The sequence below is a fragment of the Thermorhabdus hydrogeniformans genome (assembly GCF_049310025.1).
Classification (GTDB): domain Bacteria; phylum Bacillota; class Thermosediminibacteria; order Thermosediminibacterales; family Tepidanaerobacteraceae; genus JBJYKD01.
The window spans coordinates 173,600-196,829 of the sequence record NZ_JBJYKD010000001.1; the positions used below are offsets into that span (position 1 = coordinate 173,600).

The 23,230-nt window shown below is 46.7% G+C and carries 20 protein-coding genes and 1 tRNA gene; 5 read left to right on the top strand and 16 right to left on the bottom strand.

Going from position 1 to position 23,230, the window contains the following annotated elements; genetic code table 11:
* Window position 1: 1 nt before the first annotated feature.
* On the top strand, window positions 2-796 hold the full coding sequence (locus ACKX14_RS00805) for an ABC transporter ATP-binding protein (protein ID WP_422443686.1): 795 nt from the start codon (window positions 2-4) through the stop codon (window positions 794-796).
* Here the strand turns inward: ACKX14_RS00805 and ACKX14_RS00810 are convergent.
* The 14 genes from ACKX14_RS00810 to ACKX14_RS00875 all read right to left on the bottom strand — a co-directional run bounded on the left by ACKX14_RS00810 (window position 793) and on the right by ACKX14_RS00875 (window position 19,404).
* A complete protein-coding gene (locus ACKX14_RS00810) occupies window positions 793-2,493 on the bottom strand; it encodes a B12-binding domain-containing radical SAM protein (protein WP_422443687.1) in 1,701 nt (566 codons plus the stop codon). The two genes, ACKX14_RS00805 and ACKX14_RS00810, sit on opposite strands and share 4 nt — an antisense overlap.
* Before the next feature lie 34 nt (window positions 2,494-2,527).
* On the bottom strand, window positions 2,528-4,015 hold the full coding sequence (locus ACKX14_RS00815; RefSeq protein WP_422443688.1) for a UxaA family hydrolase: 1,488 nt from the start codon (window positions 4,013-4,015) through the stop codon (window positions 2,528-2,530).
* Window positions 4,016-4,030: 15 nt separating this feature from the next.
* On the bottom strand, window positions 4,031-5,254 hold the full coding sequence (locus ACKX14_RS00820) for an ROK family transcriptional regulator (protein WP_422443689.1): 1,224 nt from the start codon (window positions 5,252-5,254) through the stop codon (window positions 4,031-4,033).
* A 132-nt stretch (window positions 5,255-5,386) separates the two neighbouring features.
* Window positions 5,387-6,937 carry a tagaturonate epimerase family protein gene (locus tag ACKX14_RS00825; protein WP_422443690.1) on the bottom strand — a complete coding sequence of 517 codons (1,551 nt, stop codon included), beginning with the start codon at window positions 6,935-6,937 and terminating at the stop codon, window positions 5,387-5,389.
* A 44-nt stretch (window positions 6,938-6,981) separates the two neighbouring features.
* Window positions 6,982-8,505 carry a tagaturonate reductase gene (locus tag ACKX14_RS00830; protein ID WP_422443691.1) on the bottom strand — a complete coding sequence of 508 codons (1,524 nt, stop codon included), beginning with the start codon at window positions 8,503-8,505 and terminating at the stop codon, window positions 6,982-6,984.
* Between the two features lie 157 nt (window positions 8,506-8,662).
* Entirely contained in the window at window positions 8,663-9,481 is an 819-nt protein-coding gene (iolB, locus tag ACKX14_RS00835; RefSeq protein ID WP_422443692.1) for a 5-deoxy-glucuronate isomerase, read from the bottom strand.
* A 54-nt stretch (window positions 9,482-9,535) separates the two neighbouring features.
* Window positions 9,536-10,621 carry a M24 family metallopeptidase gene (locus tag ACKX14_RS00840; protein ID WP_422443693.1) on the bottom strand — a complete coding sequence of 362 codons (1,086 nt, stop codon included), beginning with the start codon at window positions 10,619-10,621 and terminating at the stop codon, window positions 9,536-9,538.
* A gap of 27 nt (window positions 10,622-10,648) precedes the next feature.
* The gene (locus tag ACKX14_RS00845) at window positions 10,649-11,938 is read right to left on the bottom strand and encodes a TRAP transporter large permease (RefSeq protein WP_422443694.1); all 1,290 of its coding nucleotides are present in this window, start codon (window positions 11,936-11,938) and stop codon (window positions 10,649-10,651) included.
* A gap of 8 nt (window positions 11,939-11,946) precedes the next feature.
* Window positions 11,947-12,417 carry a TRAP transporter small permease gene (locus ACKX14_RS00850; RefSeq protein ID WP_422443695.1) on the bottom strand — a complete coding sequence of 157 codons (471 nt, stop codon included), beginning with the start codon at window positions 12,415-12,417 and terminating at the stop codon, window positions 11,947-11,949.
* Between the two features lie 76 nt (window positions 12,418-12,493).
* On the bottom strand, window positions 12,494-13,549 hold the full coding sequence (locus ACKX14_RS00855; RefSeq protein ID WP_422443696.1) for a TRAP transporter substrate-binding protein: 1,056 nt from the start codon (window positions 13,547-13,549) through the stop codon (window positions 12,494-12,496).
* A 390-nt stretch (window positions 13,550-13,939) separates the two neighbouring features.
* Window positions 13,940-16,120 (bottom strand): glycosyl hydrolase family 28 protein, encoded by a 2,181-nt coding sequence (locus ACKX14_RS00860; protein ID WP_422443698.1) that lies wholly within the window; start codon window positions 16,118-16,120, stop codon window positions 13,940-13,942.
* Window positions 16,121-16,691: 571 nt separating this feature from the next.
* Window positions 16,692-17,852, bottom strand: coding sequence for a tRNA uracil 4-sulfurtransferase ThiI (gene thiI / locus ACKX14_RS00865; RefSeq protein WP_422443700.1), 1,161 nt, complete (start codon window positions 17,850-17,852; stop codon window positions 16,692-16,694).
* Window positions 17,853-17,855: 3 nt separating this feature from the next.
* On the bottom strand, window positions 17,856-19,010 hold the full coding sequence (locus ACKX14_RS00870) for a cysteine desulfurase family protein (protein ID WP_422443702.1): 1,155 nt from the start codon (window positions 19,008-19,010) through the stop codon (window positions 17,856-17,858).
* A 40-nt stretch (window positions 19,011-19,050) separates the two neighbouring features.
* On the bottom strand, window positions 19,051-19,404 hold the full coding sequence (locus tag ACKX14_RS00875; RefSeq protein ID WP_422443704.1) for a winged helix-turn-helix domain-containing protein: 354 nt from the start codon (window positions 19,402-19,404) through the stop codon (window positions 19,051-19,053).
* 216 nt (window positions 19,405-19,620) lie between these two features.
* Here ACKX14_RS00875 and ACKX14_RS00880 point away from each other — a divergent pair, with 216 nt between their 5' ends.
* From ACKX14_RS00880 to ACKX14_RS00895, 4 genes are all read left to right on the top strand, one after another.
* Window positions 19,621-19,833, top strand: coding sequence for a ferritin family protein (locus ACKX14_RS00880; protein ID WP_422443706.1), 213 nt, complete (start codon window positions 19,621-19,623; stop codon window positions 19,831-19,833).
* Between the two features lie 61 nt (window positions 19,834-19,894).
* Window positions 19,895-20,119 carry a spore coat protein gene (locus ACKX14_RS00885; protein WP_422443708.1) on the top strand — a complete coding sequence of 75 codons (225 nt, stop codon included), beginning with the start codon at window positions 19,895-19,897 and terminating at the stop codon, window positions 20,117-20,119.
* 44 nt (window positions 20,120-20,163) lie between these two features.
* Entirely contained in the window at window positions 20,164-21,474 is a 1,311-nt protein-coding gene (locus ACKX14_RS00890) for an FAD-dependent oxidoreductase (RefSeq protein ID WP_422443710.1), read from the top strand.
* The gene (locus ACKX14_RS00895) at window positions 21,475-21,771 is read left to right on the top strand and encodes a ferredoxin family protein (protein WP_422443712.1); all 297 of its coding nucleotides are present in this window, start codon (window positions 21,475-21,477) and stop codon (window positions 21,769-21,771) included.
* A gap of 108 nt (window positions 21,772-21,879) precedes the next feature.
* On the opposite strand, the gene queG is transcribed toward ACKX14_RS00895, so the two are convergent.
* Both queG and ACKX14_RS00905 read right to left on the bottom strand, forming a co-directional pair.
* The gene (queG, locus tag ACKX14_RS00900) at window positions 21,880-22,917 is read right to left on the bottom strand and encodes a tRNA epoxyqueuosine(34) reductase QueG (protein WP_422443714.1); all 1,038 of its coding nucleotides are present in this window, start codon (window positions 22,915-22,917) and stop codon (window positions 21,880-21,882) included.
* 86 nt (window positions 22,918-23,003) lie between these two features.
* Window positions 23,004-23,088: transfer RNA gene (locus ACKX14_RS00905), tRNA-Leu, on the bottom strand.
* Window positions 23,089-23,230: the final 142 nt, after the last annotated feature.

Genomic DNA, 23,230 nt, shown 5'->3' on the forward strand with positions numbered 1-23,230 from the left:
AATGCTTACCCTGAAAAATATCTCCAAGACTTTCAATCCCAACACTCCAAACGAGAATCGGGTCTTTGACGGCCTGTCGTTACAAGTGGAGGAAGGGGATTTTATAACAATCATCGGCAGCAACGGGGCTGGAAAATCCACGCTGCTCAACGCCATAGCCGGCGTTTTCCCTGTGGACGATGGACAAATACTCCTTGACGGAAAAGATATCACCACCCTGCCGGAACACAGGAGGGCAGCCTTCATAGGCAGGGTGTTCCAGGACCCCATGCTGGGTACTTCGCCTTCAATGACCATCGAGGAAAATCTATCCCTGGCATACAGCCGGGCCAACAATATTTCCCTCAGGTGGGGCCTGGATTTTAATAAGCGGAAGATATTTAGAAAATACCTTTCAGAACTTCCGCTGGGCCTTGAAAACCGCCTTACCACCAAGGTTAAACTGCTTTCGGGCGGTCAGAGGCAGGCTTTAACCCTAATCATGGCTACCATGAAAAAACCGCGGCTGCTTCTCCTCGACGAGCACACCGCAGCCCTTGACCCGAAGACCGCCATGCTGGTAAATGACCTGACCGAAGAGATCATTCACAGGAATAAGATAACAACCCTTATGGTGACCCACAACCTTGAGCATGCCATTAAGATGGGCAACAGACTCATCATGATGCACAAGGGTAAAATCGTCCTGGATATAAAGGGAGAAGAAAAGGCTACGCTGACCATTCCCCGGCTTTTGAATAAATTTGAGCAGCTGCAGGGTGAAAAATTTGTAGAAGACCGTGTGATGCTGGCTTAAAGTTGAAACTTTGCATAACGTGTTTCACCGTCTTTTCGAAAAAATATGATTCCAATTTCTTTGCAACCGGTATTTTCCGGAACGTCGTGTTTGAAATATCCTACTGCGGCATGCTTTACCTCTTCGTGTGCCGGTAAAGTCTGCGCCTCAGGAAAATTTTTTTCAAGCCACTTCCGGTCGCCTGCATAAGCCCGGACCTTTTCCATAAGGCGTTTGTTTTCGGGTCTTCGTGTATTAACCGGCGGGGCCTCTTTGCCGTTATGAAACATAAAGTCGAAATTGACCAGATCTCTGAACAATTCATGGTCAACATCGAGCGTGCGGGCGTATTCAAAGAGCAATTCATACCGCGATCTCAGCGAAAGGCTTCGCCTCAGGAAGCCTTTTTTGTTGCAGTAGTCGTAAAATGACAGATACATTTCAAAAGGGCTCTTGAATTTTTTTATTAGATAAGAAAGGGAATATTGAAACCTGCCGTCATTGTAAAACCTCTCCAGCAGTTTTGAAATCCCCTTCAGGATTCTGAGCTCTTCATACGCCATATTCCGGGTGTACAAAACTTCGTAGGGCGGTTTTGAGCGGTAGCGGATACCGTAATCGTCCGCCTCCCTCCGCAGGCGTGTTCCTTTCAGAAGTTTCAAAAACCCCAGCTGTATCTCCTCGGGGCCCAGGCTGTACACCTCATTGAAAGAGCGGGTAAAGCTTGAAAAATCTTCATGGGGCAGGCCGGCGATCAAATCCAGGTGAAGTTTTATGCCGGCTTTTTTCAGCAGTTTTATGCCTCTCAGCGTCCTTTCAACATCCGCCGTCCTTGAAACGGCCTTGAGGGACTCGGGGTTGGTGGTTTGAACCCCCACCTCAAACCGGAGCCTTTTCTCAAGGCCTTTCAGGCTTTCTATAAACCGGTCATCCACCAGCTCGGGGTTTATCTCGCAGTGAAAGACCGTCTCTCCGGGCAGAGTGCGTATTATGTCGAGGATTTTAACAGCCCTTTCCGGATCGCAATTGAAGGAACGGTCTACCAGCTTGACCACACCGACACCTTTTGCTGCAAAGAATTCAAAATCCCTCTTCACTTTATCAAGATCGGCCTTTCGCAGGTTCCTTTCCAGGGAAGAAAGGCAAAAGGCGCAGTTAAAAGGGCAGCCTCTCGATGTTTCATAATACACCAGTTTATTGCTCAGGTCTTCCTCCTCGCCGTATGAAAGGGGGATATCGTTTAAATCCAGGCACCCCTGCAGGGGTGGGTTTACCGTCACTCTTCCATTTTCCCTGAAAGCTATTCCGTCGATGGTCTTGACCGTCCCCCTCCTTTTCAGAGCCATGAGCAGCCGCCTGAAGCGCTCCTCCCCCTCCCCGAGAATGACGCAGTCAACATACCCGTTTTTCTCCATTATTTCGGGGACGTCGTATGAAACCTCCGGCCCCCCCAGGACTATCATAGTCTCCGGCCTTATTTTCTTGATATTTTCGGCCAGGTAAAGCACCTGCTCTATGTTCCAGATGTAGCATGAAAAGCCAATCAAATCCGCTCCCCAGGAGACCAGGTCTTCCAGCACATCGTCCATATCGTCATTTATTGTTGCCTCGTACACCAAAATTTCTTCTCCCCTGCAGTATGCCGCTATGTTCCTTATGGCGAGATTGGTGTGGACAAATTTAGCGTTAATACCCACAAGAAGCGTTTTCACCTTCATCGACCTCCCCCGGCTGGCGGTTAAAGTGCTAATATTACAGAGTCACCCCGTTTTTGAATATGGCTATCTCCCTGAACCCCATTTTTTCGGATTTTGTGGGATAACCGGAGGCTACTTTCACAACGAACTCCAGAAGTTCTTCCGACAGTTTTTCCATGGATTCACCGCTCAACAGCCTTCCCGCGTCGAAATCCATCCAGCCGGATTTTTTCCGGAATATTTCACTGTTGGTGGCTATTTTTACGGTGGGCACGGCGGTCCCAAGGGGTGTCCCACGGCCCGTGGTAAACAGAACCATCTGGCAGCCCGCCGCCGCCAGCGCCGTGGCCGCCACCATGTCGTTGCCCGGGCCGCTCAGGAGGTTTAGCCCTTTTTCCTTCACCGTATCCCCGTACTCCAGCACGTCCACTACCCGGCCGGTGCCTCCTTTCTGGGTGCAGCCAAGGGACTTTTCCTCAAGGGTGGTGATGCCTCCTTTTTTGTTGCCGGGGGATGGGTTTTCGTATATCGGCTGGTTGTACCCCATGAAGTACTCTTTAAAATCGTTTATGAGCCTCACAGTCTTCTCAAAAACTTCCCTGTTTTTGGCGCGGTTCATGAGTATGGTTTCGGCCCCGAACATCTCTGGCACCTCAGTGAGCACTGTACTGCCGCCGCATGCGGTGAGTTTGTCGGAAAACACGCCCACCAGGGGATTGGCGGTAATGCCGGAAAAACCGTCGGAACCGCCGCACTTAAGCCCCACCACCAGGTCCGAGAGAGGGCATTCCTCCCTCCGGAATCGGGCGGCGTATTCCACCAGCTCGCCCACCAGGCCCACACCGGCCTCAATCTCATCTTCCACTTCCTGGGCCACCAGGAATTTTACCCTTTCCGGATCGTACCCGCCCAGGACTTTTTTAAATTCCGGTATGTTATTGTTTTCACACCCCAGGCCCAGCACCAGAACACCGCCGGCGTTAGGATGGCTTACCAGGTCAGCCAGTATTTTCTGCGTATTGAGATGATCGCGGCCCAGCTGGGAGCAGCCGTAAGGATGCTTAAACTCGTATATACCGTCTATATTTGACATACCTGCAAATTTTTCAGCCGCACGACGGGCAATGAGTTCCGCGCTCCTGTTTACGCAGCTTACGGTGGGGATAATCCAGATTTCGTTTCTCACTCCGGTTCGACCGTCTTTTCTGCGATATCCTGAAAATGTTTTATCGCATTTTACACTTTGGAGTTCTACCTGCTGCGGGTGGTATTCATACTCCAGGATTTGGCCCAGAGCCGTCTTCAGATTATGTGAATGCACCCATTGGCCGGCTTTTATATCGCATGTGGCGTGACCGATGGGGAAACCGTACTTTACAACATTTTCATCCTTTTTTATATCCTTCAGGGCAATTTTATGACCCCTGTCTATATTCTCCAGTGCGGTAATGGAGGAAGACCCCGCGTTCAGGGTTTCGCCCTTTTTGATATCTTCGAGGGCTACCGCCACATTGTCGTTTTCGTGAATTTTTAGTACTCTCATAAAAATTCTCCTTTTTTACACTGTAGTTAAACCCTCTGCATCTTCCTGTCTGTCGTTATTTAATTGAATATTGGCCAGCATATTTGAGCTCGATTTAAAGAGTTCTCTCAGGGCCAGAGCACATGCTCCTATTACTCCTGAATTTCCATCAAGAAAAGATACATTTATGGAGGTGGCCCTTGCTATTTCCGGAAACGCGTGGGAATCTACCGTTTCTTTTAATACATCCAAAAAGATTTTAGCCGATACCGCCATTTTCCCACCGATAAAAACCGCTTCCGGGTTGTAAAGATTTACCACATCAGCTATTGCTATACCCACATACCGAGCCATTTGCTTCAAAAGTTCATGAGAATAACAACCTTCTATTGAGACGAATTTTAATATGTCATCAATACCAACTTTTCCCTTAGTTTTCCATACCTCTTTTAACGGATCGCCGTCTTTTGTGAGCGGCAATTCGGAATTGGCCCTCCTTACCAGAGCCGGAATGCCGCAAATACTCTCAAGGCACCCCCGGTTGCCGCAGTTGCACAGCGGTCCTTCTTCCATAATGACAATATGCCCAATTTCCCCGGCATGACCCTGAAATCCCTGCACGATGCGATCATCCATTATAATTCCCGCGCTGATACCTTCACCCAGGTTTATATACACCAGGTTTCTGTAAGCGGTACCGCCGCCAAACCATCGCTCAGCAAGAGCGGAGGCGTTGGAGTTGTTCTCAACGAAAACCGGCAGCCCCAGTTGCGTTTCGATAGCTTTTTTAACCGGAAAACCCTGCCATTTGGGCCCCAGGTTGATAGAACGCTTGACTACCCCCTCTCCAACGTTCAAGAGCCCGGGAAAGGCTATTCCAATGCCAAGAAAATTCTTTCCCCGGTGAATTTCATCCTGCATAACCTGCTTTATGGCATTTACCAGCTGCGGAATTCCGGTTTCGGGATCAGTCATGTCAAGTTTAATTATATTTATTCCGGTGGGGTCGTTTTTTAAATCCGCTATGCCCATAGAAGTTTCAAAACGCGTTACCTCAATACCTATGACGTATCCGGCTTCAGGATTAAACTTCAGTTTAACCGGTCTTCTGCCGCCCCGGGATTTATCCAGCCCCACTTCTTTTACCAATCCCATATTCAGAAGTTCCCGGATTATTCCCGTAATAGCCGGAGGAGTAAGACCCGTTATCTTTGCCAGTTCCTGCCGTGATATGGGTTCATGCTCTTTAATTATATTCATAACCGTCATTCTGTTAATTTTTTTTACATATTTACTGTTTCCCGGTCCTTTTGACATCGCTATCACCTTTACCTGCTAAATATCTTTCGATAAAAGTTTTTAAATTCCTGCCGGAATACAACCGCCAGCGATTTATTTCCCCTGTAAAAGTCGAATATGTTTTCCTATATGATTTTCCAGGGCTTCATAATAACATTCTTCGTATTCATGCAATATATCGTATATATCATCTTTGAAGAGATATTTTCCGGTGCCGTCTTTTGCGGTTAAAATCTGACCAAAAGTTATATGAAGCACCTGACGGGCGTCGCTGTGGGTTAATACTTCCGCCAGTTCTTTATCGTCAACTGCAGTGATTTCGGGTAGGTTTGCAAGGTTTGCGGTAACGTGGTAATACTTTCTGGCTTCATTGAAATGTTCCAGCGCGAAAACAAAAATCCTTCTAAATACTTCCGGTTTTTTCCAGGCGATCACTTTTAAGGCCTCGAGCCAGTTAGTTCCGGCGGTCTTCACATGTACCCGCCCTTTTGTATATTTTCCTATGATGGGAAATACCCTGAATTTGTCGCTGCCGGAATGAATGCTGAGCCGATATCCGAAGTGATCGGCGATTTTTGCATGGATTATAAATTCCCTTTCAAATTGTGCAATATCGCCAATATAATCGACGGCCTTTTGAAATTCGCCGCAAAACCGGGGCGCAAGGCTCGTGACATCGACTTTCATCCTATAAAGCTCGGATGCCACGAAGTAGTGGGCTTCCGGAGTGGTGGGAGTCTGGGTTTCATCGATAGAAACTTCAAAATCCACTTCCCTGCCGGCAGGTTTTACTACATCAAAGAATATGTGTTTCGTAAAAGACAGCGCTCCGCCGTATATCAGGACCAATCTTTGCAGGGTCTGCCTGTTAAAACTTATCCTGACATCCCCTGCCTCAAATTCCCTGTCAAGATAAGTTTTTTCCATTTGCTGCCTGTATTCCTGCGGCAGGGAATTGTATTTTTCGTCAACTTCTTCCTGCGTCAGGGCGGACACGGCATTGTCTATTTTTTCCGAGCAGTCCAGCGTTATCATGGAAAAGCCAAGGTCCAGGGCCTTCCTGACCTCTTCTTCGGTCTTTAAATGATCTCCGTCGGCTGCAAATCCCTGCCTGTACCCTTCCTGAAAAACAGCCCATGAAGCGGCGTCCAGCACATCTTCAAAGGTCCTGCCGGTGAGAGTAATCTCGCGGATCGACTGCTGTGCCAATACGGGCCTGACACCGGTCTTTTTAATAATGCGAAGATGGCCCGGGGAAGCAAGCCCCAGGCGGTCTCCCAATCCCACGCTCATTCCTTTTTTCCCAAAATTCACCGGCGCAGTAAACGGAAAATACTTGCGCAGCGCCACGGCGTTTCGGTGATTGAGCGGCATTAATTTGACTTTTTTCCCGTTGATTTGGAATGTGGATTCCTCTTCAAAGTCCCTGGTAATTGCCGAAGCTTCTTTTTCTATTTCTATAGCCACCAGTTTCTTTTGCTTTTTTTGTTTAATCAAAAAGAAATAGCAACCTTTAATGTAATTAATGGATTCCGGATAAACCCTATAAACATCAAAATTTGCCGCTGCTTCTTTTTTTACTTCTTCTAATGTCAGCTCATCCGAAATGAGCTTTTTACAGAAAATTTCAAGACCATCTGACAACATAACTCCCCCTTAAAGTTTAAAGAGTCGCTTATTTTTTAACCTCATTTTACAAGTCCCGCCACAGTAGCCTTAATGCCATCTTTTGCAATCTGATGGAGGTAGCCACCCACCTTTTCAGCAAAGCCCTCGACGCTGCTGAGATCTTCACCCCACATTTCGGTGTTGGACAGAACTTTTCTTGCCACTTCAACGGCGGATTCTCTGCTGCCGTCATAGGTCCCCCACGTGCTTTCGAAGAACTCAAGGGCCCATTTATCATCTTTCATGGTAAACTCACCCTTTTCTCTGCGGGCCTTCATGGTGCTGCCTTCCACTTTTCCGTCTTTATATACGGCTATCAGTGCCGCCATCGAAAAAGTAAGCTTTTCCGGCAATTTGCCGTTTAATTTTTTATACTCGAGTATGGATGGTAAAACCCTTGTCTTAAATTTGGATGAGGAATTCAACAGAATGCTTATGAGGTAGTGCTTTATATAAGGATTTCGGAAACGTTCCACTACCGAATCGGCAAATTCCGTAAGCATGCCTTTGTCCAGGTCGATGGACGGGATTATTTCATCATAAATGATTTGCCGCGTATACTTACCCATCACTTCATGGTCCATCATCTCTCCCACGGTATCAAGGCCGTACAGGAATGCCGCCGGCACCGAAGATGTGTGAGCGCCGTTTAATATCCTTACCTTCCGGGTCCTGTACGGGGTCATGTCATCGGTCCAGATCACATTCAGGCCGATTTTTGTAAAAGGCAGTCTTTCGGAAAGCTCCGCGGGGCCTTCAATGACCCAGAGGTGGAACAGTTCGCCCGTATCCAGCAGATCGTCTTCATATCCAAGTTTTTCCTTAATTTCATTTATCTCATCCTTTGGATATCCGGTGACCACCCGGTCCACCAGTGTATTCAGGAAGGTGTTGTGTTGTTTTATCCATGTCTTGAATTCCCCTGGCAGGTTCCAGTCGTCGGAAAGCTGGAGGATGATTTTTTTCAAATTGTCGCCGTTTCTGTCGATAAGCTCACACGGAATTATGACCATCCCTTTTGCGGGATCTCCGTTAAAGTGTTTGAATCTGTGGTAGAGGTATGCGGTGAGTTTCCCTGGATAAGATACGGGGGGCTTTTTGTCAAAGCTGTCGTTTTTGTCATATGATATGCCTGCTTCGGTGGTGTTCGATATGACAAATTCAATATCGGGGTTTTCTGCACATTTGAGAAATTCGTCCCATTGAGTGTAGGGATTTATACCCCGGCTCACCGAGCTTATTATTTCTTTTAATTCCGTGGGCTTGCCGTCTTTCAGGCCTCTCAGAATCAGCGTGTACAATCCATCCTGTTCATTTAATTTTGAAACCAGACCTTCTGCTATGGGCTGAACCACCACGATGCGCCCGTTAAAAAGATTGTTTTTGTTCAATTGATGAAACATCCAGTCCACAAAGGCTCTCAAGAAGTTGCCCTCTCCAAACTGGATGACTCTTTCCGGGAGGTCTTCGGGAAAAGGCTGAACCTGTAAATCCTCCGGAAACTTAAAATTACTTTTTAATAATTGTTTGTTAAGTTTTTCCACAATATCTTCCTCCCCGTTTTAATAACTTTAATTAATTAATTTAATTATGTATTCTGTTTTAATAATGAAAAATCCTTCTTTGTGAAAAAAATTTAATATAATACCCGACAACAGGTCTTTAAAGGGAAAAAATGGCCCTGTACAGGCCATTTTAATTCTATTTTAGTATTGGACCGATATTTTCAAGCCAGGCCAGCTTCGGGTCGTCCCTCGGGATAAGTTTCCTGCCGTAGTTTCCTGCCATTACCCAAAGATAATAGACCTGAAATCCCGGTGCAGCCGCCACAGGATGATAGCCTTTTGGAATAAATACCGTATCCCCGTCTTTGATCATATACGCTTCCCTTAAAGAAAGGTCATCGGTATACATCACCTGAATGCCGAAACCGTCGCGGGGTTTGACCTTGAAATAATATATTTCTTCCATGTTGGCTTCATATGGCGGATTGTACGTGTCATGTTTGTGGGAGGGATAGCTGGACCACTGACCGGGGTATGAATAAGTTTCACCCACCACTATTCGCTGCACTCTGCCTTCGCCGTTATCGACGACAATATCATAGACATCTCTCTGGTAGTTTAGAATTCCCCGATGATTGAATATCACTTCTTCGGGTTTTACCACGAAAGGCTCAAACTGCTTTTCCGCCTTTGCAAAACATACTCCGACTTCAAGGTTTAATCCCTGCGATTCGGTAATTTCGTATTCGCTGTTCACGGGAACATATACTGCAGTGGCCTTGCCAGAAAATACATCCTTCCTCTCACCCAGGTTCGGGTAAGATAAACCGTTTACCTTTATGTCACATTTTCCGGACATAATTACAAGCACAACCTCTTCATTTTTCGTTTCGCCTGCATAAGTTTCATTTGCTCCGAGTTTTAAAACTCCCAGACCCGTATATTCAGATGGTTCGCCTATTTTTACAATTTCTCTGTATCCTTTAAAATCCTCAGCTGGATAAAAATACTTCAATCCTGTTGCCTCCTTAAAATTTATTAATATATTTATATATTTATATATTTATTTTTACCTGATCAATATATCAGGCCTTTTTATCGAAAAACCTTGATACTCCACATCGACGGTTGGGAAGTTTACGCACGGTGTTATTATCTCAGGCCCGCTTTTTTCTACTAAAATGGTATCTTCTGATTTTACACCCGCAATGGTGGGATTCCATGCGTACGCCTGATTTTCCTCTACCGTCACATCGCAGTATGACGTGGCCCGGAACTCCCGCGAATTGTATCCCGCCATACCGCCCTGATGATGGTTTTTCCATTCACCGGCAAAGCCCACTTTTTTATATACTTCTTTCGCCCTTTCAAATATATCTTTGACCTTCACCCCCGGCATAGTGGCGCCTATAAAAGCCGCATCGACCTTCAGCACAGCATAGTGCCTTTTTTTCAAATCCACCGGTGGATGGCCAAAGTGGATCAATCTGGTGGCTGATGTCATAAGCCCCCATTTGTGTCCTGATATTGCGAGCAGGGCGTATTTTTCAATCTTTTTTTCCGTAGGCAGGGGATGCCTGTATTTGTATGCCCTGTCATCGGCGGCAACCAGCGTTACCCAGGGGTTAAATCCCAAACTTGCGGCGGCCTCTTTAATCTTTTCCTCAACATGCAGTTCGCTTTGCCCGGGTTTAATTTCCAGGGCAACCCTTTCCAGAATGGCAGAGGCGCATTTCCCCGTTTCCCTATATCTTTCCTTTTCTTGGGGGACCAGCTTCCAGCGGAGTCTTGCAATTTTATCGGCAAGCTCGGTATCAGTATAAACCTTTTCACCGGAGCATATCTCCTTTAAAACGCCGGCCTTCCCAGAGGGTTCCCACCACGGATATTCCACCTTTTCCACAGGCAGGCCTTTTAACTCCTCATCCATGAGCCTCTGCCCTTCGATATTATTGACAACCAGGTAGACTTTGTCGCCCGTAATGAGCAAACTTCCGCACGCCTCTAACGATGTGTTGTTCACATAAGGCCTCCCTCCGGAAAGCCATAGGAAATTTACCTGTGTTTCAATCAGTAAATTTTTTATGTTCTGTTCACATATCATTTTCCTTACTCTGGCCAGTTTTACATTAAATTCTTCCGCGCTCCACGCCATTGTTGCACCTTCTCGAATTAAGTTAAATTATTTCATTAACAGATTCGGCATAAACATTACAACCTGGGGCACATAAGTGATCAGCATCAAAACTATAATCATAGTTACATAAAAAGGCACCATTGCCTTTGTAAGCTTCTCGATGGAGATATTGCCGATGGCACATCCAACGAAAAGGGTGCTTCCTACCGGAGGAGTCAATAGCCCGATGGACAGGTTCAACATCATAATAATGCCGAAGTGTACCGGATCTATCCCCAGCTGCATGGCCACCGGTAAAAGTATCGGTGTTGTGATTAAAATCAAAGGAGCCATATCCATGATACATCCGAGGAATAACAGCAAAATATTTATCACAAGCAAAACCACATATTTATTTGAGGATATCGAAAGCAAAGCTTGAGTTGCCAGGGCAGGTACCTTTAAATATGCAAGCATCCAGCCAAAGGCATTGGAAGTGGAGATAAGCGCCATTACTATGGCCAGTGTTTTTAAACTGCTCAGCAGAATTGGCCCTATTTTTGTTATGGGAATATCTCTGTAAACGAAAAATGTTACAATAAAAGCGTATACGGCTGCCACAGCGGCGGCCTCTGTTGCAGTATACAGCCCTGTTATGACGCCGACCACCACTATGACGAACGTAAACAGCCCCCAGGCGGCATCTTTTGTTGCAATCAGCGCCTGTTTGAAAGGAACCCTTTTTTCCGCCGGATAATTTCTTTTTACTGCAATGATGTACGCCATTACCATTAAAGCAACACCCAGCAATATTCCCGGAATCATGCCCGCCAGGAACATCCTCCCCACGGACACCCCGCCTGCTACCATGGCGTATATTATCATATTGTGGCTTGGGGGTATCAAAATGCCCTGGGTTGAACCGGTGATGGTGACGGCTACCGAATAATCATTGTCATATCCCTTTTTCCTCATCATGGGTATCAATATGGAGCCGATAGAAGAACTATCCGCCACGGACGACCCCGAAATGCCTCCGAAAAACATGCTGGCAAGGACATTGACCAGCGCAAGACCTCCTCTTATGTGGCCCACAATTACGTTTGAAAAGGCTATCAATCGTTTGGAGATCCCCCCCTGGCCCATTATTTCTCCGGCAATGATGAAGAAGGGGATTGCCATCAGCGAAAATGAATAAATTCCTTTTACCATAGCCTGAGCAAGCATAGCCATCGGTACGTGAAGATAATAAGCCGTCAATACGGATGAAATACCGAGCGAGAATGTTATCGGGACTTTAAGCAGAATCAATCCTATAAATGTTCCCAGCAAAAGTACTATGGCTATTGTGTTCATGTGTCATCTCATCTCCCTTCTTCTTTCTTTTTCAATTTCTTTATACTTAAGGAGACTGTATATAGTGCAATAAACACCCCCGATACCGGCACCGCGGCATATAACCATGCGGAACTCAACCTTATCCCCGTAAATCTGTTTCCCGATGCAACTTTGGACATGGCGATGCCCTCAACAATCATAAAAATGGCAAAGCAAAAAATTAAAATCTTTCCAAACCAATCGAGGGCATTTTTTGTTTTATCTGACATAATCTGATCAAAAATGGTAAGGCTCAGGTGAAGGTTGTCTCTTACACCTATGGCCATACTCAAAAAGCCAAACCATATCATGCATAAAAGCGCGCTTTCTTCCCCCCACGACGGTGTCCATTTGAAAAAATATCGGGTGATGACAATAAACGTAGTTATAAGAGTCATAACCACCAGCAGAATTTCTCCCACTACTTCTATTATTCTGTTTAAAGTCTTTTCAAACATAATTTCACCCCATGTCATTCTATATGCCGCCGGCAATTTCCGGCGGCATATCTACCCTTTTTCTATTCTGATGCATTTACTTTGCCGCTTTTATCTGGTCAATTAAATCTTTGAAATCCGCTCCGAACTTGTCATAAACGGGTTTCACTGCATCCTGCCACGGTTTCAAATCTGTAACTTCAGTTATGATATTTCCTTTGGCTTTGACGGCTTCAATCGACTTCTTTTCATATTCTTTCCATGCTTTTTTCTGCACTTCTTCAGAGGCTTTGGCCGCCTCTTTGATTATCTTTTTATCTTCATCGCTCAGTTTGTCCCATAAGGCCTTCGAAACAATCACAACTTCAGGTGTCATTGTATGGTTGTCCAGGGTGGCGTATTTCGCCACTTCATAATGGGATGTAGAATAGTAGCTGGGCCAGTTGTTCTCGGCGCCGTCGATTACACCCGTCTGGAGGCCGTTGTAAACTTCGTTGTAAGCCATAGGCGTTGCGGAAGCTCCCAGTGCTTCTACCAGACCCACCATCAGCTCTGACTGCTGTACCCTGATCTTCAATCCTTTCAGGTCTGCGGGTGTCTTTATTTCCCTCTTGCGGTTGTAGAAAAATCTTGCGCCGGAATCGTAATAAGCAAGACCGATCATATTTGAATCCTTAAGAGAATCCAGCAGCTGTTCTCCTATTGGACCATCTAGAACCTTCCACTTGTGTTCTTCACTGTCAAAAATATACGGCAATGACAGAACCCTTAACTTTTTATCAAAATCCGAAAGGGGCTGAGCGTTGACCCTGGCAAAATCGATGCCGCCCATCTGAACGGCTTCAATAACGCTTTTTTCATCGCCAAGCTGGCCGCCGGCATATACGTCTATTTTTATTCTGCCGTTGGTCTTCTCATTGACGATTCTGGCGAACTCTTTGTCCCCTATGGTAGTGGGGTAATCTTCGGGCTGGTTTTCGGCCAATTTCAAAACCATCTGCTGGCCGCTTTGCGCACTGCCTCCATCAGACGGAGTATTCGACTGACCTGTGTTTGACTGGGATTGCTGCCCTCCGCCGCATCCGGCTAAAATAAAAACCGCCAGCATGATACCAATTAAGATAGCCATCCTCTTTGAACGGAAAAATGACATAGAATTTCCTCCCTCTCGTTTTTTTGTTTAAATATGTTTTTAAAATCCCCCCTGTTTTTCTTCATCTATCGCCCCCTCATATGAGTTAATGAAGTAAATTCAAAGTTCTTTTTTTAATTTAATTAATTAATCCTGTATATTATTTCTCCACACTTTTTTAAAATCCTGCCTAATATATAAAATTTTTTAGTTTATTACAATAGATTATTTTAACGAATGAGAAAAAAGCATATCTTGCATTGTTTTTATTATATTTCATCAGGTTTGCCTGAGCCCTTTATCTTTAACCGCCCGCCCGGTAGACTGCCCATGCCGGGTACATAATGAAGAGAGCTATCCAAATTTTGATAACCCTCTTCATTGTTTAAATATTTTATATTCACCCGAATTTTATTTGCCTGCGTAATCGGAAACTCTGGCCATTACCGCAGCAGCCTGTGCTCTTGTTAACGTGACCTTAGGCATAAACATATTGTTGCCCACACCTTCCATCAATCCCATGTAGCGGGTACGTGCCACAGCGGTTTTATAGGTGCCGGAAACATCATCCCTGTCTGTATAGGTGGGAGTGGCGTTGCTGGCATTCTTATATGAGACGCCGCACGAGTTAATAGCGATGGACGCCATCTCTTCCCGGGTGATTGTACCATTTGGATTGAAGGCCCCTTTGACCAGCTTCATCATACCCCTTTCTACTACTGCCGCCACCATGTCATAATCAGGCGTGCCGGGAGTCATATCAGAAATACTCACATCTTTTTCAGGTGCAGTTAAACCCCACAGTTTCGCCAGCATCCTGGCAAACTCTATCCGAGTAATATTGGCATTGGGGTCGAACTTTTCACTTTCATCTATAAGGTTCTTTGCGGCTATCCGCCTCACATACGGCTCATACCACTGGCCTTTAATATCTTTAAAAGAACTGGCAGAAAGCACTTTGTAAGGTATACTTTCAGCTACATTGCCGCTGGGATCGGTGGCGGTAATTTTCAGATACTTGCCGGTCATATTAGTGCCAGGCGTATATGTCATGGTGTTTGCTACAACTGTGTAAGGGCCGTTTTTCGAATCAGAAGCAAACCAGGAGTATTTAATATCAGAATCTTTCCCGCCCAGATACAAACAGGTGGCGGTTAGTGTATTTCCAGCTTGAGGAATACCTTCAATCCTGGCCTCGATGGGACGCGGGAAAGACATTCCGTTAATGGTGACATTTTCAAAAACCGGATCCACCCAGTTCATAGCCTGCAGAGGAGTTGCCACATTGTCGATGTTAATATTTCTGAGCACCAGTCCTGTGATGGGCACCTCATCGAAAGCCTCAAGGAAGATGCCGTATTCGCCGCCATTACTGGTGATATTTTCTATTACGATATTTCTGAATGTGGGCAAATAATTTCCATTTTTACCTTCTTCGTAAAGCATGGTTCCATGAACCACGGCCTGGTCCACATTTTTTATGCTGGAATTTCTCAGATAGATATTCTCAATAACGCCACCGCGCTGGGCGTTCGTCTTAAAACGCAAGGCATACGTGAGGTCAGGGCTGTCAAAATGATTATTATCGGCAAACACATTTCTTACGCCGCCCGACATCTCGCTGCCAATAGCGATACCTCCATGGCCCATGGCAAAAGTGTTATTGCGAATTATAATGTTCTGGCAGGGGATGCCCAGCTCGCGGCCATCGGCATTTCGTCCAGCCTTAATAGCGATACAATCGTCTCCGGTGTTAAAGGAGCAATTTTCAATAAGTACATAGTTACAACATTCGGGATCACAACCATCATTGTTCGGCCCAGAACTATTTATGTAGACACCGCGGACAGTTACGTTGGTACAGAGAACAGGATGAATCTCCCACATGGGGGAATTGATAATTTTGATGCCTTCAATGAGCACATTGGTGCATTCATACGGCTGGATAAAATTGGGCCGCAAATAATAGCCATCTCCCAGCACCCTTTTTTCAACAGGGGTGCGAGTATCATTCCACTTCATCAGCAAATTTCTGCCGGCATCTTGAAGCACGTTCTGTCCATTGGAACCAGATTTCCAGTTCCACCAGTGTTCTGCATCAGCCTGGCCGTCCAGGGTACCTTTGCCGGTTACGGCGATATTTTTCTGCTTGTAAGCATAAATGAAAGGAGAATAGTTATAACACATGCTTCCTTCCCAGCGGGTCAAGACCAGAGGGTAATTTTTCTCATTGGCTTCCTGAGTAAACTTAATCACCGTATTTTCATCTTCCAGGTATAAATTTACATTGCTCAGCAGATGAATGGCGCCTGTCAGATATTCGCCCTTGGGAACAATAACCTTACCACCACCCATTTTGTTGACATGTTCGATGGCAGCCTTGAAAGCATCGGTACATAATGTTTTGCCATCAGGTACTGCCCCAAAGTCGAGCACAGTCACGCTATAGTCGGGAAACACCGGATCGGAGATCTTCGCTAAAATTTCCTCGGCGATAGACCAGCTGAACTCTTTTTCCTCTGCTGCTTCCGCCGGCACAACAATTAAAGCCAGCAGCATGCAAATCATCAAGATAATATAAATCTTTTTCAACCTTTTTACCCCCTTCTTTAATTTTTTTATTTAAATATGTTTTGAAATTACCCCTGTTTTTTCTGCATCCATCACCCCCAAGCACGCGAGTAATGGCCCCGAAATATAAAAAGTTCTTTTTTAAATTAATTAATTTTTTCTGTATATTAATTTCTATACTTTTTTATAAAATCCTGCTTCGCATATAAATTTTTTTAGTTAAAATAATTCGTCTATTTACCCGATATAAACAGACATTACTATGAGATAAAAAATTTTATTATTAAGAAATTCTATGCCAGTATTTTTCAAAAACAAAATTATACAATGAATTGAAGCTGAAATAGAAAAAAGTCAAGAAATGACAAATCATAGAAGGTCCGGTTTGCATGAAATAGCAAGGCGCATGAAAAAGCCCCGCATCAGCCTGGTCCTGAGCGAGTGAAATAAAGCAACCGCTCTCATTTCCGCCAGAACCAATTGTGAATTGAAGTAGGCGAAAATCGAGCGGTTGAAAATAATTTCAAAGCCAAAAAGGGCTGCTCAGTGAAAAAACCTGCTTCATATTTTTGCCCTATTCGCGGCATGGTCGCTAATTTGTTATTTCAATCACTTCGACATCTTTAAGCCCCCACCCGGTCAACCTTTCGATGTCGAGGCCGCTTTCCGCTTCATGGACATCGGCAAGCCTCGGCCGCGTCCTGGGATGCTCTGGTACAAACACCGAACAGCAGTCGGCGTAGGGTTCTATGGAAATGTCGTAGGTGCCTATCTTTCTGGCCAGGTCCATAATCTCCACCTTGTCAAAACCTATAAGGGGGCGGAAAATAGGCATCCTGGCCACCTCGTTGGTGGCATTCAGAGCTTCCATGGTCTGGCTTGCCACCTGACCCAGGTTCTCCCCGGTGACCAGAGCTTTAGCCCCCACTTTCCCGGCTATTTCCTGGGAAATCCTCACCATCATCCGGCGCATGAGAATGGTCAGGAATTCGTTGGGGCTTTTGCCGCTCAATTCCTTTAAAACATCGGTAAAATTCACCACATGCAGCCGCATTTTTCCCGAATACCCCGCAAGGACCCTGCATAAATCCACAACCTTCTCCCTGGCCCTGTCGCTGGTAAAGGGAAAGCTGTGAAAATACACCGGCACTATTTCCACGCCCCTCTTCATGACCATGTATCCCGCAACGGGGCTGTCGATACCTCCGGACAGAAGGAGAACGGCCCTGCCGTTGGAACCCACCGGCAGGCCTCCGGGGCCGGGGATCCTCTCGCAGTATACAAAGGCCCTCTCCCTTACCTCCACATCCACTTCGATATCCGGATTGTGGACATCCACTTTCAAATCCTTCAGGTTTCTCAAGAGATGCGCCCCCACCTCCCGGCTTATTTCGGGCGACTTCAGCGGAAAGGACTTATTGGGCCTTCGGGTTTCCACCTTGAAGGTTTTCCCCCTGTAGTCGATCTTTTTCATAATGGTAAGAGCCGCGTCTTTTATGGAATTCATGTCAAGGTCGCAGCTCTCGGCGGGACTTATGGCCACTATGCCAAAGACCTTTTTTAAAGCATTGATAACTTCCTGCCGCGGGCCGTCGGCAAAGCAGTAAATCCTGCCGTGGGTTTTTTCTACCCTTATATTTTCAAACCCCCGCAGAGCCCCTTTAATTCTCTGCATGAGTATCCTTTCAAAAAATGGCCGATTTTCTCCTTTTAAGGCGATTTCGCCAAAACTGATGAGATAAAGATTCTCCATTTTTTACCTCCGGACAAATTTTCTTATCTCGGCGACCTCTTTTTTCAATACATTTACTGTATAGTCAATATCTTCCGGCGATATAAATGGTGACAGGCTGAAGCGAATGGCCCCTTCTATCTCCTCAGGGCTCTTGCCCATGGCGGCCAGCACATGACTCTTCCCCTCTTTTCGGGACGAGCAGGCGGAACCCGTTGATACATATATGCCGTGGGACTCCAGGGAATGAAGCAGTATCTCACCCCGGGTATCCAGGAAGGAAATGTTTAATATGTGGGGAGCGCCGCCCGAAGCGGGCCCGTTCAAAACCGTACCGGGTATTTGCTTTAAAATCCCGTCCTGAAGCCTTTCTTTAAGTTCCATCATCCTGGCCGACCATGCCGCCATATTTTTATGTGCTTCTTCTACCGCGGCGCCCAGTCCGGCTATCCCCGGCACGTTTTCCGTGCCCGACCTCAATCCCTCTTCCTGCCCGCCGCCGTTAAAGAGCGGTTTCAGCCTGACCCTTTCCCGGATGAAAAGAGCCCCTATGCCCTTGGGGGCGTAAATCTTGTGGCCGCTTATAGATAACAGGTCGATGCCATTAAGATTGGGCACCAGCGGAATTTTCCCAAAAGCCTGGACCGCATCCACATGAAAAATGGTATTCTTATTTTGTTTGACAACGGTGGCGGCCTCCTCGATGGGCTGGACGGAACCGACCTCGTTGTTCACATACATGATGCTGACAAGGATGGTTTCCGGAGTTAAGGCTTGTCTGAGCTCTTCCACATCGATGAGCCCCTCTTTGTTCACACCAAGATATGTAACCGAAAAACCCTCCTTTTCCAGCTGTTTAAACGCCTCCAGCACCGACGGATGTTCTATGGCTGTGGTGATCAGGTGCCTGCCCAACCTGACCATACCGTAGGCCGCTCCCTTAATGGCAAGGTTGTTGGACTCGGTGCCGCCGGAAGTAAAATATATTTCCCGGTGTTTTACCCCCAGAGCCTCAGCGATGCTCTCCCTGGCCTTCCGCACCAATTTTTCGGCTTCTATCCCCTTGGCGTGAAGGGATGAGGGGTTGCCGTAATATTTCGTCATTACGTCAAAAACAATTTTGGCCACTTCCTCCAATACCCTGGTCGTGGCGCTGCTGTCAAGGTAGACCTCTCTCACAAGTTTCACCTGCCAGATATATTAAAATCTTAACGCATATTCAATCCGACACCACATCTTCAAGGGTTTCGGCTAATTTCTTTGAAACTTTGGATATGAGTTCGTCAAACTGTTTGACAATTTGCTCGTATTCTTCCAGGAGCCTTTTCCCCGCCGGCGTCAGAGTGGCTCCTCCTCCGGCCTCGCCGCCCACCCGCCGGTCCAGCAGCTTTACTTTCAACCTGTCTTCTATCCGCTTTATCTTGCCCCAGGCCTGCCGGTAGGACATTTTCTCCATGTGGGCTGCCTGATTTATGGAACCGTACCTGTCAACCAGTACCAGCAGGCGATACACTCCGTCGCCGAAGACCTGATTTCCGCCGTCTTCAAGCCATATCTTATACTTCAGCTCCATTTCTCCATCCCCAAATAATTTTACAGGCTTCCTCTTTTACATATTATATCACAGACTTTTGCATTCGGGGGCGGCATCTTTGAAAATTAATAAACTCCAATAAATAGTATCTATCAACCGGCGTTTTTTAAATAAGTCAATTTATGCCAGGGGCATAATTAAAATTCAACAGGAAAAAATAAAAAAGAAAAAATCTTAAAAACGGAGGTGATCGTTTTGCAGCTAACCCAGAAGGAAAAACTGCAATTGCAGGATGCATTGAGCCATGAGAGAATCTGCGTGATGAAATACAACAATTACGCAAATCAGGCCCAGGATACAGAAATCGCCTCGATGTTCAGGAATCTCGCCAACCGTGAGCAGCAGCACGTGGATACCATCTCCAGGCTGCTCCAGCAGGGTGGAACCCAACCCAATTCAAGCCACTGAAACCTTAACTGAAACTTGAAATTGCAGAGTCTATCTCAAAATAAAACGAGGAGGGATGCTGATGCCTGCAAAACAGACTATCGCCGGGACTACCGCCGATAAGGACATACTCAACGATATGCTCATGACAGAAAAATACGTTTCCGGACACTATGAGACGGCCATAATGGAATCCGCCAATGAAGCCGTAAGAAACGCTCTTCGCCAGATACAGGACGAGGAACAGCAGCACGCTAAAATGATTTTTGACGCCATGAATCAGCGAGGCTGGTATAATCCCCAGTAACAAAAGCGGTCCGGCAGGACTGCTTTTTGTATGGAGGTGAATTTATGGGCAACGACAGGTACGACGCCATTGTGGTTGGAGCGGGGCCCGCGGGCAGTGCCGCCGCCCTTGTCATGGCTCAAAATAACATGTCGGTCCTGATGCTGGAGCGCGGCGAATACCCCGGTTCCAAAAACATGTTCGGTGGCACCATATACCGTGAACCCACTGAAGTTCTGGTGCCGGCCTTTTGGGAGCATGCCCCTCTGGAACGCCCGGTGGTAAGCGATGAGTTATGGCTCATGGACACCGATTCGGCGGTAAAGATCGGCTTTACGGGCCTAAAGTTTGGAAAACCCCCCTACAACAAATTCACCGCCCTCAGGTCGAAATTTGACCGCTGGTTTGCAGATAAAGCGCGGGAGGCAGGAGCCAGGCTCGTCACAAATACTCTTGTGAAGGAGATAATATATGAAAAGTCGACACTTTTCGGCAAAAAGGCTTCAGGTGTGGTGCTCGACAGCGGGGACCGCATTTACTGCGATGTGATAATCCTGGCGGAAGGCGTTAGCGGCAACCTGACGGAAAAGGCCGGCCTGAGGGGGAAGATAACGCCGGACGGCCTGACTCTATACGTAAAACAAATACTTGAGCTGCCTTCGGGAATCATAGAAGACAGGTTTAACCTGGAAAAAGGCGAAGGCGCAAGCCTTGGCATGATAGGCTACCCCGCCTCCGGGGCCATAGGCAAAGGGGGTATATTCACCAACAAAGACAGCCTGTCCATAATGGTGGGCGCCTACTTAAATCAGATCATCGATAAGGGCTTAAACCCTTTTCTCCTGCTGGAGAGGTTTAAATCCCACCCCCTTGTAAAAAGGCTGATCCAGGGTGCAAAACCCGTAGAGTATCAGGCGCATACACTGCCAAAAGGCGGTTACGAGCAGATTCCAAAACTTTCAGCTCCCGGGATAATGGTGACCGGTGACGCGGCTTTGATGGTAAGCGGCCGCCGCGGTACCGACCTTGCCATGCTCACCGGAAGGTTTGCCGGTGAGACGGCTTCCCAGGCCAAGAGCGCTGGAAATTTTTCGGAAAGCACCATGGCCGTTTACGACAAAAAAATTAAGACAAGTTTCTTCATGAAAGACATTAAAGCCGGCAGGGGTTCCAAAAAATACTACGAGCATCACCCCGATGCGGACTTTCTCCTGTCAAAAGCCGCCAATAACACGGCCTACGAATACTTCACGGTAGACCTTGTGCCATACGAAATGAAATTGAATAAGATCATCGGTGAAATCAAAAATCTGCAGGCGGTGCCCAAGACCCTTTCGGACATATACTACGGATATCTTCACTGGGGGGTTTTTTAGATGGGGAATTTCATAAAGACTGACGAAAATCCTCTGGACATCGTGGAAATAAAAATAGACGGGACATCTCACATCTCCTTAAGAAATCCCCGCCTCTGCAGCCAGCAGTGCGAAAATAAACCCTGCACCTATTTCTGTCCCACAAGGGTTTTTTACTGGGACGGCAAAACCGAAAGCATCAGCGTAATCTATGCCAGGTGCGTGGAATGCGGCGCCTGTCCCCACGGCTGCCCCCACGGCAACATCGACTGGCATTTTCCGGCCGGAGGGTACGGCGTGGTTTACAGGCACGGCTAGGAGAAAATGCGTTAACCGCTTATTTCAATATGCCGGTCAAGAACAGGCCGGCCGTAAACGTAAAAGAGGTCGGAGACTGACTGCCCTGCCGGCTTAAAATGAAGATTTTTAACATAGCCTCTCAAGAGCCCACCGGGCCTGTTCCCTTACTACCTCCGATGGATCGTTCAACAATTCCTCCAGCACTTTTGCCGAGCCTTCGCCGCCCACATTCCCCAGGGCGCAGGCGGCGTTGCGCCGGATTACGTTTCTTCCCCGCCAGCCGGCGGCGGTGTCTTTAAATACTTTTTCAAAGTCGTTTCTGGTGATTATGACCAGCTTATGAAGGTCCGTTTCCACCGGCATTTCCGGCATAAACTCCCGGTGCCGCGGGACCCTGACCCCCCTGTTTTTCGGGCACGCCTCCTGGCAGGTGTCACAGCCGAATACCCTGTGGCCCAGGGGCTTTCTGAATTCTTCTGGAATAGAGCCCCGCATCTGGGTGATGTATGAGAGGCACCGATAAGGGTTTATTTGAAAAGGCGCCATCAAGGCCCCGGTGGGACAGGCCCTTATACAGCGCCCGCAGTGGCCGCAAAGGTCTTTCGCCGGCTCGTCGGGTTCAATCTCAATATCGGTTAATATCTCCCCCAGGAAAACCCATGAGCCTAACTCCGGTGTAAAAAGGCAGGTGTTCTCTCCAATCCAGCCGATCCCCGCCCGTCGTGCCGCAGCCCTGTCTAAGAGACTCCCGGTATCTATAAAAATTTTGAACCGGCCTTCTTTTATCTTTGAAATAAACTTGACCACGGCATTCAATTTATTGCCCATTATACCGTGGTAATCTTTTACCCGGGCGTAACGCGAAATCTTGCCTTTGGGACTTTTTTCGTAAGGGCTTTTTTCTTGAAATAGCGTTTCCTCAGGTTCAAAGGGATCGATAAGGTATCCCATAGCAAAACAGATGATGGTCCTGGCGCCGGGCAAAAGCCTGTCGGGATAACACCTGCGGTCGATTTCCCTTTCTTCAAAAGGCGAGAGCAGGCCCCTGGCTTTTTTCTCCTGCAAAATTTCCTTTTCCTGTAAAAATGGTTCCGCCGGTGCAAAACCTACAGCGTCCATACCTATTTCTTTTGCAAACTTTCTTATATCCTCTTTTAAGCCCATGCGATGCATCTCCGTTTGATGTGCCATTTTAATTAACGCTGATGAAAAAAATAAAAGCCCTCTTTTTGGGCTTTATTTTCATTTTATGGTGCGGAGAGCGGGAATCGAACCCGCACGGGGATACCCATACGCCCCTCAAACGTACGCGTCTGCCAGTTCCGCCATCTCCGCGTCATTGACAATAAATATTATATACGGTTATTGTCTTCGTGTCAAGGTACTGAAACAGATCGCGCTGTAGATGAGCCACAGTTTCGTTCACACTACTTTATTAAAGTTAAAAAGACATTGCAAAGGGTGGGTATCCCTGAGG